This window comes from Enterococcus italicus DSM 15952 (assembly GCF_000185365.1).
GTDB classification, from domain to species: domain Bacteria; phylum Bacillota; class Bacilli; order Lactobacillales; family Enterococcaceae; genus Enterococcus_G; species Enterococcus_G italicus.
Genome location: NZ_GL622241.1, coordinates 2,068,648 through 2,087,206, shown reverse-complemented (window position 1 = coordinate 2,087,206; position 18,559 = coordinate 2,068,648). Strand labels below are relative to the sequence as shown.

Below are 18,559 nucleotides of genomic sequence, written 5' to 3'. Positions count from 1 at the left end.
TAAAATATCTTCTCAATACGAATAATTAAAGTTAATTTTTTGTAAAATATATGTAAAATATAGATAGGTATGACTTGTGTCACATCGAAAAGAATGTTTTTTTGATACTATCTAAATGTACAAAAAATCATGTTCAATCAGGAGGAAAAAGCATGCGTTTGAAAAAGTTAGCATTGATGGGTATGGGTCTTATACTTGCAGGTACATTGGTAGGATGTGGATCAAATAGTGAGAATAGTGACTCTTCGAATAAAGAGAAGTTAGTAGTTCAATTTGTACCTACAAATAATGATGGATCGATGGAAGCAAAAACGAAGCCTTTCGCAGAATACCTATCGAAAAAGCTTGATCGCGATGTCGAAGTGACGCTAGCTACAGACTACTCAACAATTGTTGAAGCCATGGCTTCAGGGCAAGTTGATATTGGTATTATGCCGCCTGCTGCCTATGTACAAGCCAAAGATATGGGAGCTGCAGAAGCTATTTTAACTTCTGAATTAGGAAAATATGATGAGAAGACTGGGTTGCCATTGGAAGGAGAATTGACTAGTACATTTAAAGGAGAAATATTAGTTAAAAGTGACAGTTCAATCAAAACATTATCTGATTTAAAAGGGAAAAAAATAGCTGCATTGAGTCCAAATTCAGCCAGTGGATATATTTATCCTGTAGCAGAGTTAAAAGATGCGGGAATAGATCCAACGACTCAATCAACTATTACGACTGTAAATGATATCCCTAGTGAAATTACATCCGTATTAAATGGACAAATGGATGCAGCATTTGTTTTCCAAGGAGCTCGTAATGTTTTTGCATCAAGTTTTCCAGACAATGATTTATTCGAAGATTTGCGAGTTTTGTATTTAACAGAGGGTGATATTCCAAATGATGCGATTGCAGTCCAACCTTCTATGGATGAAACATTGAAAGAAGAAGTAAAACAAGTTTTTTTAAATATGACTGATGATGATGAAGGAGCTGAAGCTATGGCTATATGGGGACATAAAGGATACCAGGAAGCTGCAGATTCAGCGTACGATACTATTCGTTCATACACAAAAAAAGCATCTGAATAAAGAAAAACAATTAATTTCAAAAAGGAGTTTGTATGATTACCTTCAATAATGTATCAAAAATATATCCTAATGGTGTTAAAGGGTTAAGCAATATAAATTTAACTATCCAAGATGGTGAGTTTATATCTATTATTGGATTGAGTGGAGCAGGGAAGAGTACCTTGCTTCGTTCAATTAATCGCTTAGAACGCATTACGGAAGGCGATATCATTATTAATGATACCTCAATTACAAATGCGAAGAAGAAAGAATTACGTATGTTACGCCGCCAAATCGGATGGATTTCTCAAAATTTTAACTTGGTAAAACGAAGTACTGTTCAAAAAAATGTGTTGTCTGGGCGCTTGGGATACTATTCGACATTTAAAAGTACTTTTGGTTTATTTACAAAAGAGGATTATTCTCAGACTGAAGAGGCTTTGAGGATGGTAGGACTTAGCGATAAATTACATGCTAGAAGCGACGAGTTGAGTGGAGGGCAACAACAAAGAGTATCTATAGCAAGAGCCCTTGTTCAGCGCGCTCCAATTATACTAGCCGATGAACCCGTTGCTTCTTTAGATCCAGTGACGACACAAAATGTAATGCAAGATTTAAAAAAAATAAATCTGAAGATGAACAAAACAGTGATTGTTAATTTGCACTCTGTTCCATTGGCTAAAGAATTTTCAACGAGAATTATTGCCTTGAAATATGGAGAAATTATTTTTGATGGACCTCCGGAGGAACTAACCCCTACTCGCTTAGATACTATTTACGGTAGTTCACAGGATCGAGGCAGTCTATGAAGTTAAAAGACACGGTTCATTTTAATTTGCATAAGAAATTATTGATCGGCACGATAATAATTATTTGCTTTTTGGGAAGTGTCCGATTAACAAATGCTGATTTTTATAAAGTAATTTCAAATTCTAATCAGATAGTCATATTTTTGTCACGTTTGGCAAAACCCGATTTTAGTTTCCTTCCTAGACTTGTGTTACCGATGATAAAAACACTAGAAATGTCTTTACTAGGAACATTTGTAGGTGTTCTTTTAGCATTTCCAATTAGCTTTTACGCAACAACCATACTAACGGAAAATAAGACGCTATCAATTAGTATTCGATTTGTACTTGGTTTAGTTCGAACGATTCCAACATTGCTTTTGGCTGCTTTATTTGTTGCTATATTTGGGATTGGTGAATCGACAGGAGTTATCACAATTGCAATTTTTACTTTAGGTATGGTGTCGCAATTGATGTTTCAAGCTGTGGAGACGATTGACTATGGTCCCATAGAAATGACTGCTGCGGTAGGGAGCAATAAGTTTCAAATTACTGTTTGGGCGGTATTGCCACAAGTAATTAATCAATTTTTAAGCTACACATTTTACGCATTTGAAGTAAACGTACGAGCATCGACAATTTTAGGTTTTGTTGGTGCTGGTGGAATTGGGGTTATTTTGAATTCCTCACTCGCATTATTAAATTACGAAAGAGTGTCAATAATTATTTTAACGATACTAGTTACAGTAATTATTGTAGATAAGGTGAGTGAGCGTGTGAGGAGATCATTGGTATGATAATTCGTGATATCAGTAAAAAAACATATTTTTACATCAGCTTATTTCTATTTTTAGTTTTGATTTCTGCAGTAAATATTGATTATTCGGGCTTATCCACATTTTCTCTATCTATGGGTTTGGAAGTAATTAGAGGATTAAGTCATCCAGATTGGAGCTTCATGTATGATGGCAGTGGAGAAGATTTGGTTAATTTACTCGTTTTGACGATAGGTATTGCTTTTTTGGGCTCTTTTTTAGCAACATTTTTTGCGATTCCTTTAGCCCTTGTTAGTGCAGTTAATCTATTTCCAAATCATAGTTATATTACCAAAATTGGAAAGCTAGTGTGTAATATATTGCGTTCTTTTCCTGAATTGGTTTTGGCTATTATTTTTGTTAAAGTAGTTGGTCCGGGTCCTTTTGCTGGGGTGCTGGCGATTGGCGCGCATCAAATAGGGATGCTAGGTAAATTATTTACTGAAGAAATGGAAAACATGGATGAAAATATTGTTCAAGAAATGCATGCAATCGGTGCTAATTTTTGGCAAGTTTTATTTTTTGTTCGTTTTTCATCTTTAGCACCTATATGGAGTTCCTTAGCCTTAAATCATTTTGAAATTGCTGTCAGAAGTGCAGCAACTCTTGGGTTAGTTGGTGCAGGTGGTATTGGTGCACCGTTAATTTTTGCAATTCAGACTCGCAATTGGAGCAAAGTAAGTATTATCTTAATTGGGGTGGTTATTACGGTATTTATTTTAGATTTAATCACTGGAATCATTAGAAAGAGACTGAAATAGGATGAATATACTACATATATCAGACATTCATTTTAGAAAAACATATTTACTTAAAAATACTGATTATTTAGAAATGTTAGCTAAAATGCAATCGCCTTTGACTCATTTAGAAGAATGCTTAACGGAAGTATTAGCTAATCATAGGATTGATGTATTAATAATTAGTGGTGATTTAACTGAGGATGGAGAAGTTGAAGATTACTATTTTTTAAAGCAATGGTTATTAAATATTGTAGGTAGCATACCTATTATCGTGACATTAGGAAATCATGATATAAAGTCAAATTTTCGTGAAGGCTGGTTTGCTGAACTTCCTTCAGAAGATTTTTATAACGATGTGATGCATTTCCCAGATGTTTCGATTATTGCGTTTGATAATTCGTATTTTGGCTATCCAAATGGAATTGTCGATTCTAAGCAATTTGAGTGGCTAAAGAATCAGCTGATAAATGCGAAAGGACGTCCGATTATTTTTGTGACCCATCACCATTTGCTTCCAACCCAGATTACTATGCCAGAATGGCCAGGTTCAAAACAATTAATTCAGTTATTGCAGTCTCATAATATTAAGTGTATATTGAATGGTCATACTCACCATCCATTCATCAGTGATATTCAAGGAATTCCGTATTACACAGTATCAGGAATGTCTTTTATTGGTGAGGATGAAGGAGACGGGCTTGTTCGTTTTGAGGAAGCGTATGGATATAACCTATACCGATTTTCAGATGAAAAAATAACTGAGCAGAGTTCACGAAATGTCAAACCTGGAAAACTTTTGAAAATGATTAAAATGTAAAAATAATGTGTCGCATATTTCAATGCAAATGCTTAACTAATTCCTGTGAAATGAATTAGTTAAGCATTTTGGATGGCCTAAATCTAGAATATGAAGGTTAATTCTTTCAGGTATAGATTTAGGCTTTTTTTTTTATAAAATCAATATAGTCACCCAAGCATCAATGAACACTGATGAGCAGACTGTATATTATAATTAGTTGATACGCCTAAAAAAACAGTTAGGAGAAAGACTATGACTCATACATTTCCAGATAATTTTTTATGGGGGGCATCGATATCTGCCCATCAAACAGAAGGTGCTTATCAAGAAGATGGCAAAGGCCTAAGCGTGCAAGACACGCGTCAAAGAGACAATCATGCGATAGCTGACTTTAAGGTGGCTAGCGATCATTATCATCATTACAAAGAGGATATTAAATTATTGTCAGAGATGGGAATTAACGTGTTTAGATTCTCGATTGCTTGGACGAGAATTTTCCCAGATGGAAGAGGAGCTGTAAATGAGCCAGGGCTACAGCACTATAGCGATGTCATCGATGAGCTACTAAAGTACCAAATACAACCATTCATTACATTGAATCATTTTGATTTGCCTCAAGCACTAGAAGATGAGGGGGGATGGGGTGTTCGCAGTACGGTCGATGCCTTTGTACATTATGCAGAAACGGTATTTCAAGCCTATGGTGATCGTGTGAAAAATTGGCTAACGATTAATGAACCCAATATTATGCTTTTAGTAGATAAGAAAATTCTGGGGAAAGAAATTCCTATCCAAGAAAAGTATCAACAATTTCATCATCTCATGATTGCGGAAAAGTATGTTTTTAAACGTTGCCATGAATTAATTACAGATGGAAAAATTGGTCCTGTACCAAATATTTCCCTCGTCTATCCAGCAACAAGTAAGCCAATAGATAACCAAGCAGCTCTTTATTTTAACAGCGTTCGAAATTGGGCGTACTTAGATTTTTCATGCTTTGGACGTTACAATACAGTATTTAAAGATTACTTGAAGCAAAACGACGTGCAAATTACGTTTGCACCAGAAGATGAAGCGCTGATGAAAACGGCTTTTCCAGATTACATTGCGATGAATTTTTATACGACTGTTACCGTTGAAAAACCACTGGCGAAAAAAGAAATGGCGAATGGAATTAGCGATCAACAGAGTGAAGACATAATGGAGTGGGGATTTTATAAAGGCTTCACCAACCCTTATTTAGAAAAAAATGAATTCAATTGGACGATTGATCCACTAGGTTTAAAGACGACCTTGCAAACACTCTATGATCGCTACAATTTACCAATCATCATTACTGAAAATGGCTTGGGAGCTAAGGATGAACTGACAGACGATGGAGCCGTTCATGATCAGTATCGAATTGATTATCTGAAGCAACATATCGAGCAATGTGGTGCCGCAATCGAAGCTGGTGTGAATTTAATCGGGTATAGTCCTTGGTCGGCGATTGATTTGGTCAGCGTGCATGAAGGAATTAGCAAGCGGTATGGATTTATTTATGTCGACCGCACAGAAGAGGATACCAAAGAAATGAAACGTTACAAAAAAGATAGTTTTTACTGGTATCAAGACGTCATTCAGACGAATCAGCTACCGAAAGTGGGGGAATAGGATGAATGCTTTCTTTTCATTTTTGGAAACAAAATTATTGCCACCGCTTAATAAGGTCGCAAATCTGCGCTTTATTCGTGCTATCATGCAAGCTGGGATTATTACAGTACCATTCACAATTGTGGGTTCTATTTTTTTGATTATTAATAATCTCCCACAAATTATTCCGCAATTGGCTTCGTTTTTTGAGTCGACTATTTTGAAATTTGCGCCGATTTATTCTGTAGCAACAACGATGTCTATCGGTTCGCTGGCATTGTTTTACAGTCTGGGAACGGCTTATTTTTTGACGGATATCTACCGCAAAGAGGAGACGAAGGAATTAAGTAGCTTTGTAGGGGCAGTATTGGGTCTCTTTGCTTTTTTGATGACCATCGTCCAAGTAGATATCGGCAACGATGGTGCGCAATTAATCCAAAAAACATCTGATACAGCCATTATTTATAATGGAGTTGCATTAGGTGGGTGGGTAACACGTTTTGGCGGTGTAGGAATCTTCATAGGGATTATTACTGCGATTTTGTCTACGCAAATTTATCGCTTTTGTGTCAAAAAGAATCTTACCATTCGCATGCCAGAAGGAGTACCGATTGGTGTCAGTCGCGCATTTGCTTCGTTGATTCCGGCTATTTTGATTTCAGTTGTCATGATAGGAATCAATGCTGGACTGGCCTTTTTGCATACGGATTTGCATGGATTGTTATCGAAACCATTTGAATTTGTTAAAGATCTGACGGGCTCATGGTTGGGGATTGTCGTTATTATGTTATTGATTCATTTATTGTGGTCTGTGGGTGTTCACGGGACCGCAATTATCAAAAATAGTTTCGTCAATCCCATCTTGTTAGTAGCACTGACAGAAAATATTAATGGCTCGTCTAATATCTTTGCTGGCGACTTTATTAATATGTACATCTTCATTGGCGGTGCGGGGAGTACGCTAGGATTGGTCTTATTAATGATCTTTGTCGCAAAATCAGATCAATTGAAGATTCTTGGTAAAACGGCTATTTTACCTGGGTTATTTAATATCAATGAGCCAGTTATTTTCGGGGCACCGATCGTGTACAATCCGTACTTGATTATTCCATTTATTGTGACCCCGATAGTGAATGTTACGATCGCCTATTTTGCTACGGACTTTGGATTGGTGAACAAAGTAATTACGGGGATTCCTTGGATTTCTCCAATTGGAATTGGGGCATTTTTAGGAACTGGTGGTGACTTCCGTGCTATCTCAATCGCTTTTCTTAATTTAGCAGTCTCGATTGTTTGCTACTACCCATTCTTTAAGATATACGATGGCAAACTTTATACAGAACAGATGGCGAGTAAGAGTGAGATGGGATCGACGAATGGATAGTAGATTTGAAAACAGGACAACCAAAAGGAGCAACAAAACATGAGCGATGCATTTCATCCAGGAAATAAAATTGTGCAACAATGTCTGCAAGGAATGGTATTGGTAGCAAACGGCGGCACATCAGGAGCACGAGTACTATTTAGACAAGCGTTCGCTGCGGCTTCGTCGGACTTTGAGCGATTTCTTGCAACTTATGAGTGTGCGTTGCTGGAACAAGATAGCAATGAATACGTGGCAGGGCTTGAGAATGCTTTAGCCTATGCTAAGCAGTCCAACGAAATAAGTGACAGTCTGCATTTGCGACCATTTATTTGAAATTAGCAGAGAAGTACGATGAAGTTGACGAACGAGACAAAGCAGAACAGATGCGCAAATTGTCTTGCGAGTGGACTGGAAAAATATTTGATCAAGGACCTTTTTATCATGGGACACGAGCAGAGTTGTCAACAGGTGACTTACTTGTTGCAGGGCATCAGTCGAACTATGAAGATAACTTAATGATGAATCATATTTACTTCACTTCGAATTTGAAAGGAGCGCATCTTGCAGCGTTACTTGCTAAAGGAGATGGGATAGAACGAGTCTATGAGGTAGAACCAATGGGCGATTTTGAAGATGACCCCAATGTGACGGATAAGAAATTTCCGGGTAATTTGACTAGCTCTTATCGTTCGACTGCACCATTACGAATCATAGGTGAACGAAACGAAGACTATGACGATGAATTGGCGCAATGGCGCACGAAGTTAACGAAAAATAAAAGTGAAATTATCAACTAAAGCAAAAAACAGCTGATTCTAAGTGAGTCAGCTTTTTTTGTCGGTCTTCTAATGAAAATTTTCAGTAATAAGCTATTTCCTTCTTGTGAAATGTCTAGTAAACTAACAGAGTTCATATGTAGCGCGTGGCTACAAATAGTAGAAAAGGAGTATAGTAGTGTTTAAAAATTATGTGCAATTATTGAAAAGCGAATTTACTGGTTATTCACTTCAAAAATTTCGGATGGATGTTCTCGCAGGTTTAACGGTGGCTGCGGTGGCTTTACCCTTGGCGATTGCATTCGGTGTGTCGAGCGGTGTGGATGCGGCGGCAGGTCTGATTACGGCAATCGTTGCCGGGGTGGTGATTGGTAGTTTATCAGGTGGGTTTTATCAAATTTCAGGTCCAACAGGAGCGATGGCGGCTATTTTGATGTCTATCGCCGCTAGTGAAGGTATCCAAGGGGTATTATTGGCGACATTTTTGGCCGGTATCATGTTATTACTTGCAGGCGTATTTAAATTAGGAGTGTTGACCTCGTTTATTCCGGCGCCAGTCATTACAGGCTTTACATCGGGGATTGCGATTATTATCGCACTTGGTCAAGTAGATAATTTATTTGGTACTCAGTCTAAAGGAGCCAATGTACTCGAAAAACTCGCTAGCTATCAAATTTTAGGATTCAAGCCAGCGATAGCTTCGTTAGTGATGGGTATTTTGGTTATGATTGTAATGGTTGTCTATCCTAAGAAACTCGCAACCTTGTTACCAAGCTCACTTTTTGCGATTATTGTGACGACTCTGGTGATGGTTCTCTTTCACTTGCCGATTGCGACAGTCGGAACCATTCCAACATCAATCATTAGCACCAATCGGTTGAGCATAGAGGCACTTTCGATTGGCTCACTTGAAAATGTACTTGTACCGGCAATTAGCATCGCCTTGCTGGGTATGGTTGAAAGTCTTTTGTGTGGAGCATCGGCTGGCCGCATGACGAATCGTTCACTAGATAGCAATCAAGAGCTTATTGCGCAAGGCATCGGGAATATGATTTTGCCTTTCTTTGGTGGTATTCCAGCGACAGCGGCGATTGCTAGAACAAGTGTGGCTATTAAAGCAGGTGGACAAACACGCCTAACTGGAATTATACACGCGCTTGTTTTATTTCTTTCGATGATGGTACTAGCACCAATCATGTCTATGATACCGATGCCAGCACTGGCAGGTGTCTTGATCATTACCGCATGGCGAATGAATGAATGGCACACGATACAGACCTTTGTTACCAAAAAATATTGGGTATCATTGGCGATGTTTTTTGTCACGATGGCTTCTACGGTTATTTTCGATTTGAGTATTGCCATCGTTATCGGTGTCATTAGTGGCATGATTATTTTCCTAGTACGGAGCTCAGCTATCAAGATCGCACTGGAACCTGTTGATTGGCTACGAATGAACTTACCAGCTGCGACTCACTTATCTAGATGGACGGTTGTCTATATTAGTGGACCACTTTTCTTTATGTCAGCTGAAAAGTTGAAGCAAGCCTTGCAACAACTAGATGAACACGAAGGCGTCATCTTTTCGCTACGTGGCGTTCCACACATCGATATTACGGCGTTGGCCGTTTTTGAAGAGTTCCAAGAACAGGCCAATCTTCGCGGACAAAAAATTATGTACACGTCGCTACAACCAGACGTTGCTCATTATATGCAACACCTTTGGCAAGAAACAGAAAGCGAAGTCTACCCGACTGTCGCTCACGGCCTCGCAACATTGTATCCAGCAAGCTAGATCACATACTAGTGCTATAATAAAAGGAAACTAGTTAGAGGAAGAGAATCAATGGAGAAAAAATGGGTAATTAGTGGGATGAAGGGGCAACGATTTATTTTGCACCGGATCAAGCATTTCTAGTATCCGAAGATCAAGCAGCTCAAGAAGAATTGACAAAGTTATTGCAACCGTATCGCTAAAATTATTTGTTGGTAAGTAGGGATTATGAAGCATCGTGTATTTTACCTTTTTATTTTTTTCAGTCGCTTTTTTTCGTTCGAACGTGCTAACATAAAAGAATGATCTTACAACTGGAGGAGAGTCTATGGCAAAATATTATGCAGTGAGAATTGGAAAACAGCCAGGGATATATCAGACATGGCCTGAAGCACAAAAACAAGTCAAAGGATTTCCTAATGCGAAATTCAAATCATTCCCGACGAAGGAAGAGGCCGAGCGTTTTATAGAAGGCGGCATACAAAGCGACATACCCGACGAAGGACTAGTCGCCTATGTCGATGGCTCATTTAATCGAACGCTTGGTCAATACGGATCAGGCATCGTCTTTTTGAAAGAGGGTCAAGTGATTGAGAAGTTAGCGATTCCTGGAAAGGATGCAAACTATACAGAAAGCTTTCAAATTGCGGGCGAAGTGATAGGGTGTCTAAAAGCGATGGAATGGGCCATCGCACAAGGTGAGTCTCAATTAACCATCTACTACGACTACCAAGGAATTCAAGCTTGGGCAGAAGGTGATTGGCGCGCAAACAAGCCTATTTCGAAATATTACGCTGCACAATTTCAATTGCTACAGACTAAGATTGCTGTTCACTTTAAAAAAGTTAAAGCACATACTGGCGATACGTATAATGAACTGGCAGACCAGTTAGCAAAACAAGGTGCCAATCAAGCGATGGCATAACTAAGCTGTAAATCAGTATCTTTTATACTGATAAATAACGAATAGAATGAGTGAAAAGAGACGAATTTCGTCTCTTTTTTGTTTTCTCTCCATAAATACCTGTATTAAAAGAAAGTTTGTTCTGTAATATTTTGTAATACTTAACATCAAATTGTTATCTTAGCTCTATATCGCTGTAATATCTATATGTTTTAATAGGGCCTGTTGCTGAGAGAGTCAGCTACGTAGAGATGTCACTAAAGATTTGAAAGATAAAGGAGATACAATTCGTTTTATGAAGATCAAACAACTAGCATTAATGGTAGGTATCACAGGGGCTGCATTTTTAGGAATGGGCATGAAAGTGAGTGCCGATGAAGTAACACACACTGTAAAATCTGGCGAAACATTAAGTGGGATTTCTGCAAAATATTTTGGCGATTACACTCGTTACATAGAAATCGCAAATTCAAATAATATCAAAAACGCTGATTTAATTTTTGTTGGCGATACATTAAAAATTGATACAACAACTGGTGAAATTGTTGATGCGACTGCTGAAGAAGCAGCGACAGAAGCAACAACACCAGCTACAGAAACAACAACACCAGCTACAGAAACAACAGAATCAACTACTACAACAACTACACAAGCGACAGATGGTTCGGTTGAATCAATCGTTCGTGCAGCCGCAAGTGCATATGGTTGGGATTCAGGAGCAAATTGGGAAGCAATTCATTTCATTATCCAACATGAATCTTCTTGGAATCCAAACGCTCAAAACCCAACATCAACAGCATATGGCTTATTCCAAATGTTAGTTGAAACAAGTTCTGATCCAGCAGTCCAAGCTGCAAATGGTATGGCTTATATTGCAAGCCGCTATGGTACTCCTGTAAATGCGATGGATTTCTGGCAAGCAAATAACTGGTACTAAGCCTTAATGGACACGCAGTAAACAATAAAACGCTGAACAACTACAAGTGATTGCAAGTCCATCATTTGGTTGTTCAGCGTTTTTTATTCGAGAGTTGCTAGCTATATTGTTTGCGGTCGGCTATACTAAAAGAAAATGTTTCAAAGGAGAAAAAATGAACTATAAGTTACTAGGAGGTACCGATTCTCCAATATTACAGATTCAGTTAAAAACGGGTGAATCGATTCAACTTGAACGAGGAGCCATGGCTTACCATTCGGGTGTAGAGTTGACTGGAAAGTTAAATGCAAGTAAATCTGGTTTGGGCGGACTGATGCATGCGATTGGTCGATCAATGACAAGTGGTGAGAGCCTGTTTATCAGTAGTGCCACAGGACTAACTGAAGATAGTTTTATCGGTATCGCACCCGGGAAACCCGGGAAAATCCATCCACTTCAAGTATCGAATGCCAAGCAATACTGCTTAAATACCGGTGCATTTCTTGCATGTGACTCGCAAGTGACATATAAGATGGCCAGACAAAATATAAGTGGAGCATTTTTTGGTGGAACGGGCGGATTATTTGTCATGGAAACCACGGGGGATGGAACTATCTTTGTCTCTGCATTTGGTGATCTCTTAGAATTGACGGTTTCACCAAATCAGGCTCTGACAATTGATAACGAACACGTTGTTGCATGGGATACCAATCTTACGTATGACATTCAAGTGGCTTCAGGCACATTTGGCTTTAAGACTGGCGAAGGATTAGTAAATGTTTTTCAAGGATCTGGCAAAGTTATCATTCAAACACGCAATCTACGTAATCTTGGCGAAGCATTAACGCCATTTTTGAGTACTGGAAGCGGAAGTTAGCCAAAATCATTTTTTCAAACTGCTTATAGAAAGGTTCATCATTTTGGTGAATGAGTCGACCGTCATTCAGGCATCTATCTCAAAGATAAGATGTCTTTTTTGTGTGCTCTTTTGAAATAGGTATAAAGTGATGCTAAAAAACACACTGTTAAAAAAGAATCTGATAAAAAAATCAGCACTAAGTACGTAGAGATATTTTTTTAATTCTCGATACAAACTATTTTACTTACAAAAAGTAAATTGTCAAACTGACGTTGAAATAAATTAACTATGTGTTTGGAGTAATGAGAGTATGGCAACTGTAACAATTTTTGATAAAGGTAGCATGGGAGAAGCAATTGGGAGTAATTTTGTTGATGCTGGGAATGAAGTAAATTTCGTTGCATCATCAGAGTCTGACAAAGTAAATAGTATAGGGGAAATCGTTGTTTTAGCCGTTCCTTATCCAGCTGTAGAGGGAATTTTAGCAACGTATGCAGATGAATTAGATGGAAAAACAATTATTGATATTACCAACCCAGTAAATTTTGATTCATTTGATGACTTGGTTGTGCCAGCTGATAGTTCAGTTGCTGAAGTGATTGCAAAAAAGTAGGCACTGATAAAGTAGTGAAAGGGTTCAATACGACATTTGCTTCGACACTTGCAACAAAACGAGTAGCTTCTGAACATCAAACGACAGTATTACTTGCTTCTGACGATAGTGAAGCAAAACAACAAGTGACAGATGCATTAGATGGCAGCGGCTTAGCTGTGATTGACGCAGGTAGTCTAAAACGAGCACGTGAACTTGAAGCATTAGGTTTCTTACAAATTTCACTAGCTGCAGCTGAAAAAATCAGTTACGGCGACGATATCCGTTTTTGCAATTTTAATTTTTTGGCTAGTAAATACAAAGAAAAAGAATGAGTATTAAGATCTTTCCTGGTTGCCAATGGTGTAAACCGTTTGCAATCTTTTTTTGTTTTATTAAGTCTTTTTCGCTTGCAAAAAAAATGATTTGAGAATATTATAAATGACGCAATGTCATATGACAGTGTGTCATTTATAGAGTGAAGGAGTGAAAACGTGCCAAAAGAAACATTTTTCCACTTAACAGAGGAAAAGAAATATCGCATCATGAAGGCGGCTGAAAAAGAATTTTCAAAGAATCCATTAAAGGATGCCTCAATTGCCAATATCGTGAAAGATGCAGAAATTCCGCGCGGAAGTTTTTATCAGTATTTTGAAGACAAGGAAGATTTGTACTATTACTACTTTAATCTTTTGCGTAAATCAAGTTTTCGAGATTTGCTAAAGACCATTCAAGAATATGACGGAGATTTATTTGCGGGCTTTGAAAGTTTTTCAGAAAAAATGATCACCTTTGTTTTAAATGACAAACATGCGAGCTTTTATCGGAATTTATTTATGAACATGGATTACCGCTCCTTTAACAAAGTTTCCCCTGAAATGAGCGCTGGTCAAAAAATGGATGCAAAAGTTCAAAGGGAGAAACATTTAAAAGAACAAGAAAAAATGTGGACATCTATTGATCATTCAAAACTAAGAGTAGCGAACATTCACGAGTTACGGATGTTGCTCCATATGCTGATGCATAGTGTTTTTTCTACTATTATTGAAGCTTATCGCCATTTAGCTGAGGATGAAGAATACGATGTAAATCAAAGTTTGCGAGACTTACAACGCAAAGTCAGTTGGATCAAATCAGGTGCCTATCAGCCAAATCCTGAACCGACAATGACAAAAGAAAATAATGAGTAAAGAAGGTTGCAGAAGTGAAATTATTTAAGTATCTAGGAAAATATTGGTATGCCATTTTGGCTGCCTTACTCCTTTTAGTGGTTCAGGCAAATAGTGATTTGTCTTTACCAAGCATCACCTCTGACATTGTTGATGTGGGTATCCAACAAGGTGGGTTAGAAGAAGTTGCCCCGGATAAAATTCGAGCATCCACGCTCTCAGCGATTGAATTATTTATGACCGATGCTGAGAAAAAAGCAATAAACGAGAATTATAAAGAAACGACCGAGACAATCAATGATAAAAAAGTGACTGTCTACAAATTAGATTTACAAAAAGGAACAACCAAAGAAGACTTGTCAAAGATTTTTGAACTTCCAATGTTCATGTTGGCATCCTCTCAATCTAGTAGTGCCAAAACTGAATCGTCTGCGAAATCCATTTTAACTGAATACCAAACGATGAGTGAAAATGGCCAAAAAGCAAAAGAGCTAGGGGAGCAAGCGAAAACACTTGCAGCCCAAGCGCAAACAGCAGGTGCAAAAGCGCAAGCGGCAGCGGCTAGTGGAGATGTAGCAACGGCTCAAAGTGAAGCACAAAAGGCTCAAACACTAGGTGAACAGGCCAAAGAAGCGGGCGCACAGGCGCAAACATTAGCCAACGAAATCCAAACAACTAGTGACGCAATGCCGGCGAAAGTCTTGGCAGCAAGAAAAGAAACCAAATCTGAACTAGGCGACTTGGGTGAAGATTCGTTAAAGACAGTTGGGATTCAAGTAACATTAGCAGAATACAAAGCATTAAAAGTGAATACCAAATCGATTCAAACAGACTACATGGTCAAAAAAGGTACAGAAATGGTATTGCTGACGTTCATCTCGGCTTTGGCGTCAATTTTAGTCGGCTTGATTGCGGCAGTCGTATCATCTGCGGTAGGGAAGCATTTGCGTGAGCGTCAATTTAAAAAAGTCTTGCAATTTTCAAATGCTGAAATGGATAAATTTTCAGCGGCGTCATTGATTACTAGAAGTACAAATGATATCCAACAAATTCAATTAGGATTAGTTATGATTATCCGTTTGGTGCTTTATGCACCAATCTTAGGCCTGGGTGGTATTTACCACGTATACAAAACAGGTACAGGAATGGGCTGGATTATCGGTGTCGCGGTCGGTGCGGTCTTGCTATTAGTCTTGACGTTATTAGGTACGACAATGCCAAAATTCAAGAGCTTACAAAATCTAGTTGACCGAGTAAACTTGGTCTCAAGAGAAATCTTGACAGGCTTGCCAGTCATTCGTGCATTTTCACGAGAAAAATATGAAGAAAATCGATTTGACCGTGCTAACAAAGATTTGATGAAAACACAAATGTTTGTAAACCGTGCGATGTCTATCATGTTCCCAGTTATGATGCTATTGATGAATGGTGTATCAGTCTTGATTGTCTGGGTTGGCGGCCACAATATGGAAGCGGGCGAGTTACAAGTCGGTGATATGATGGCCTTTATCACATATACGATGTTGATTGTCATGGCCTTTATGATGTTATCAATGGTATCAATTATTTTACCACGTGCGAATGTATCAGCTGGACGTGTCGATGAAGTGTTGGCAACAACTCCAACGATTATCGATCCTGAACAACCAAATGATAAAGAAGACTTCCAAGGTGTCGTGAAGTTTGAAGGTGTATCCTTCCGTTATCCAGAAGCGAATGAAGATGTTCTTCATCATATTAACTTTACTGCTCAGCCAGGAAAAACGACAGCGATCATTGGATCGACTGGATCTGGGAAATCAACCATTGTGAATTTGATTCCCCGAATGTATGATGTGACAGAAGGTCGAATCACGATTGATGACGTAGATATCAGAGAAATGAGTTTGCATAAATTGCGTAAGCTGATTGGCTTTGTTCCACAAAAAGGCATTTTGTTCTCAGGTGACATTGAATCCAATATTAAATTTGGGAATGTCGATGGTATTTCCGACGAACAAATGAAGAAAGCTGCGATGATTGCACAAGCAGAAGAATTCATCCAGTCCAACGATGCTGGCTACCAAAGAGAAATTTCTCAAGGTGGTACCAATGTATCTGGGGGACAAAAACAACGTTTGGCCATTGCACGTGCACTTGCCAAACAACCAAAAGTGCTTATTTTAGATGATTCACTTTCAGCGTTGGATAATAAGACCGATGTTGCGTTGCGGAAAGCATTAGCAGAACATGCGCAAGGAATGACGCAATTAATCGTTGCCCAAAAGATTTCGACGATTTTACATGCGGACACAATTATCGTCTTAAATGAAGGCCGAATTGTTGCCCAAGGTACACATGAAGAACTAATGGCAACTTCAGCTGTTTACCAAGAGATTGCTTCGTCACAATTAAGTAATGCCGAATTAGGCTTGGAAGCAGAATAGGAGGCGAACCAAATGGCAGAAAAAGAACAACCCCGCCGCCCTCGTGGTGGTATGGGACCAGGTGCTGGTATTGGCGCCGTAGAAAAAGCAAAAGATTTTAAAGGAACCATCAAAAAATTATTGTCGTATATGGGAGCTTATAAGGTAGCTATCTTCTTTGTGATGATCTTTGCGGCTGCATCGACAATCTTTAATATCTGGGGACCAAAAATTTTATCCAAAGCGATTACTGAATTATTTAATGGTTTGATTAAAAAATACCAAGGAACAGGAAGTATCAATTTTGACAAAATTGGTTCAATTCTCCTTTTCATGCTCGGCTTATACGCAATTGCCGCGTTGTTTGGGATTATTCAAGGCTGGATTATGTCAGGGATTTCGCAAAAGATTACCTATCGTATGAGAAAAGAAATCTCAGAAAAAATTAATCGCATGCCGATGAATTATTTTGAAAGCCGTACGACCGGTGAAGTACTATCACGTATTACTAATGATGTGGACACGCTGGGCCAATCATTAAACCAATCAATCACACAGTTGATTACATCGACATTTACAGTCGTTGGGGTCATTGCGATGATGCTTTCAATTTCCGTACCGATGACCGGAGTTGCTATTTTAATCGTGCCGATTTCATTGGTCTTGATTTTACTTGTAGTCAAATTGTCACAAAAGTATTTTAAAACGCAACAAAAGTATTTAGGAAAAATCAATGGACAAGTCGAAGAAACTATTGGCGGCTATAACATTGTGCATTTGTTTAATGAAGAAGAAAATGCATTAAATGAATTTACGAAGCAAAATGATATTTTGTTTAAGTCTGCATGGAAGTCTCAATTTCTATCAGGTCTAATGCAACCAATCATGAACTTTGTCGGTAACTTGGGCTATGTGGCTGTGGCAATTGTCGGTGGGATTTATGCATACAATGGCAAAATCACAGTCGGAGACATCCAAGCCTTTATCCAATACGTCCGTAACTTAACACAACCTATTGCACAAATGGCGCAAGTATCAAATATGCTGCAATCCATGGCTGCTGCGGCGGAACGTGTTTTTGAATTTTTGAATGAAGAGGAAGAAGCACAAACGGTGGAAAATCCGGTGAAAATCGGCCGCGTTCGCGGTGAAGTTGACTTTGAGCATGTTCACTTTGGGTATACGCCAGATCGAATTATTATCAATGATTTTTCGAGTCATGTGAATCCGGGTGAAATGGTCGCAATCGTTGGACCGACTGGGGCAGGTAAGACAACGATAGTGAAACTATTGATGCGTTTTTATGATGTCAATGCCGGTGCCATTAAAATTGATGGTCATAATATCCAAGATTTTAATCGTACAGATTTACGAGCTAACATCGGTATGGTGTTACAAGATACATGGCTATTCAAGGGAACCATCTTGGACAATCTGCGTTATGGTAATTTAGAAGCGACGGATGAAGAAGTCTATGCTGCTGCAAAGGCAGCTCATGTGCATCACTTTATTGAAACATTGCCTGGCGGATACAATATGGTTTTAAATGAAGAATCGTCCAATATCTCGCAAGGTCAAAAACAATTATTAACAATTGCACGAGCAATCTTGGCAGATAAACCGATTCTAATTCTCGATGAAGCTACGTCATCTGTTGATACCAGAACAGAAGTTTTGATTCAACAAGCAATGAATAATTTAATGGCTGGTCGTACTTCTTTCGTTATTGCACATCGATTATCTACTATCAAAGATGCGGATAAGATTCTATACATGCAAGATGGGGATATCAAAGAACAAGGCACACACGAAGAATTATTGGCTCAAAACGGCTATTATGCAGCTCTCTACAATTCACAATTTGAAGAATTAGCCGGTTAAAAATAGAAAAGAACAAAACATACGATTCTAATTAGAAATACATGAAATGAAGAATTTTTCTTCATTTCATGTGTTTTTTTATATA

At 38.4% G+C, this 18,559-nt stretch carries 16 protein-coding genes and 1 pseudogene; all 17 read left to right on the top strand.

Features of this window, described 5'->3' with window-relative positions; all coding sequences use genetic code 11:
- Nucleotides 1-152 precede the first annotated feature (152 nt).
- The 17 genes and pseudogenes from HMPREF9088_RS09625 (at nucleotide 153) to HMPREF9088_RS09550 (ending at nucleotide 18,474) form a co-directional block, all read left to right on the top strand.
- Nucleotides 153-1,076 (top strand): phosphate/phosphite/phosphonate ABC transporter substrate-binding protein, encoded by a 924-nt coding sequence (locus tag HMPREF9088_RS09625; protein WP_007209050.1) that lies wholly within the window; start codon nucleotides 153-155, stop codon nucleotides 1,074-1,076.
- A gap of 32 nt (nucleotides 1,077-1,108) precedes the next feature.
- Complete coding sequence (gene phnC, locus HMPREF9088_RS09620) at nucleotides 1,109-1,864, top strand: phosphonate ABC transporter ATP-binding protein (RefSeq protein WP_007209049.1); 756 nt, start codon at nucleotides 1,109-1,111, stop codon at nucleotides 1,862-1,864.
- Nucleotides 1,861-2,640 (top strand): phosphonate ABC transporter, permease protein PhnE, encoded by a 780-nt coding sequence (phnE, locus tag HMPREF9088_RS09615; protein ID WP_007209048.1) that lies wholly within the window; start codon nucleotides 1,861-1,863, stop codon nucleotides 2,638-2,640. The genes phnC and phnE (HMPREF9088_RS09615) overlap by 4 nt, the downstream gene beginning before the upstream one ends.
- A complete protein-coding gene (phnE, locus tag HMPREF9088_RS09610) occupies nucleotides 2,637-3,419 on the top strand; it encodes a phosphonate ABC transporter, permease protein PhnE (RefSeq protein WP_007209047.1) in 783 nt (260 codons plus the stop codon). The genes phnE (HMPREF9088_RS09615) and phnE (HMPREF9088_RS09610) overlap by 4 nt, the downstream gene beginning before the upstream one ends.
- A gap of 1 nt (nucleotide 3,420) precedes the next feature.
- Nucleotides 3,421-4,218, top strand: coding sequence for a metallophosphoesterase family protein (locus HMPREF9088_RS09605; protein ID WP_007209046.1), 798 nt, complete (start codon nucleotides 3,421-3,423; stop codon nucleotides 4,216-4,218).
- Nucleotides 4,219-4,452: 234 nt separating this feature from the next.
- Entirely contained in the window at nucleotides 4,453-5,853 is a 1,401-nt protein-coding gene (locus HMPREF9088_RS09600; RefSeq protein WP_007209045.1) for a glycoside hydrolase family 1 protein, read from the top strand.
- Between the two features lies 1 nt (nucleotide 5,854).
- Nucleotides 5,855-7,216 (top strand): PTS transporter subunit EIIC, encoded by a 1,362-nt coding sequence (locus tag HMPREF9088_RS09595; RefSeq protein ID WP_007209044.1) that lies wholly within the window; start codon nucleotides 5,855-5,857, stop codon nucleotides 7,214-7,216.
- 39 nt (nucleotides 7,217-7,255) lie between these two features.
- Nucleotides 7,256-7,531 (top strand): hypothetical protein, encoded by a 276-nt coding sequence (locus HMPREF9088_RS11485; RefSeq protein ID WP_007209043.1) that lies wholly within the window; start codon nucleotides 7,256-7,258, stop codon nucleotides 7,529-7,531.
- On the top strand, nucleotides 7,528-7,995 hold the full coding sequence (locus HMPREF9088_RS11480; RefSeq protein WP_007209042.1) for an NAD(+)--rifampin ADP-ribosyltransferase: 468 nt from the start codon (nucleotides 7,528-7,530) through the stop codon (nucleotides 7,993-7,995). Before HMPREF9088_RS11485 ends, HMPREF9088_RS11480 begins: the two co-directional genes overlap by 4 nt.
- Nucleotides 7,996-8,152: 157 nt before the next feature.
- Complete coding sequence (locus tag HMPREF9088_RS09585; protein WP_007209041.1) at nucleotides 8,153-9,769, top strand: SulP family inorganic anion transporter; 1,617 nt, start codon at nucleotides 8,153-8,155, stop codon at nucleotides 9,767-9,769.
- Nucleotides 9,770-10,076: 307 nt separating this feature from the next.
- Nucleotides 10,077-10,673 carry a ribonuclease H1 domain-containing protein gene (locus HMPREF9088_RS09580; RefSeq protein ID WP_007209040.1) on the top strand — a complete coding sequence of 199 codons (597 nt, stop codon included), beginning with the start codon at nucleotides 10,077-10,079 and terminating at the stop codon, nucleotides 10,671-10,673.
- A 274-nt stretch (nucleotides 10,674-10,947) separates the two neighbouring features.
- Complete coding sequence (locus tag HMPREF9088_RS11475; protein WP_007209039.1) at nucleotides 10,948-11,589, top strand: LysM peptidoglycan-binding domain-containing protein; 642 nt, start codon at nucleotides 10,948-10,950, stop codon at nucleotides 11,587-11,589.
- A gap of 154 nt (nucleotides 11,590-11,743) precedes the next feature.
- Nucleotides 11,744-12,445, top strand: a complete 702-nt coding sequence (locus HMPREF9088_RS09570) for a TIGR00266 family protein (RefSeq protein ID WP_040366968.1) — start codon at nucleotides 11,744-11,746, stop codon at nucleotides 12,443-12,445.
- 292 nt (nucleotides 12,446-12,737) lie between these two features.
- Nucleotides 12,738-13,354: pseudogene (locus HMPREF9088_RS09565) on the top strand (NADPH-dependent F420 reductase).
- Nucleotides 13,355-13,513: 159 nt separating this feature from the next.
- Complete coding sequence (locus tag HMPREF9088_RS09560; protein ID WP_007209035.1) at nucleotides 13,514-14,209, top strand: TetR/AcrR family transcriptional regulator; 696 nt, start codon at nucleotides 13,514-13,516, stop codon at nucleotides 14,207-14,209.
- 14 nt (nucleotides 14,210-14,223) lie between these two features.
- Nucleotides 14,224-16,614: an ABC transporter ATP-binding protein gene (locus HMPREF9088_RS09555; protein WP_007209034.1), complete on the top strand. Its 2,391-nt coding sequence runs from the start codon at nucleotides 14,224-14,226 to the stop codon at nucleotides 16,612-16,614.
- A 12-nt stretch (nucleotides 16,615-16,626) separates the two neighbouring features.
- Nucleotides 16,627-18,474: an ABC transporter ATP-binding protein gene (locus HMPREF9088_RS09550; protein ID WP_007209033.1), complete on the top strand. Its 1,848-nt coding sequence runs from the start codon at nucleotides 16,627-16,629 to the stop codon at nucleotides 18,472-18,474.
- Nucleotides 18,475-18,559: the final 85 nt, after the last annotated feature.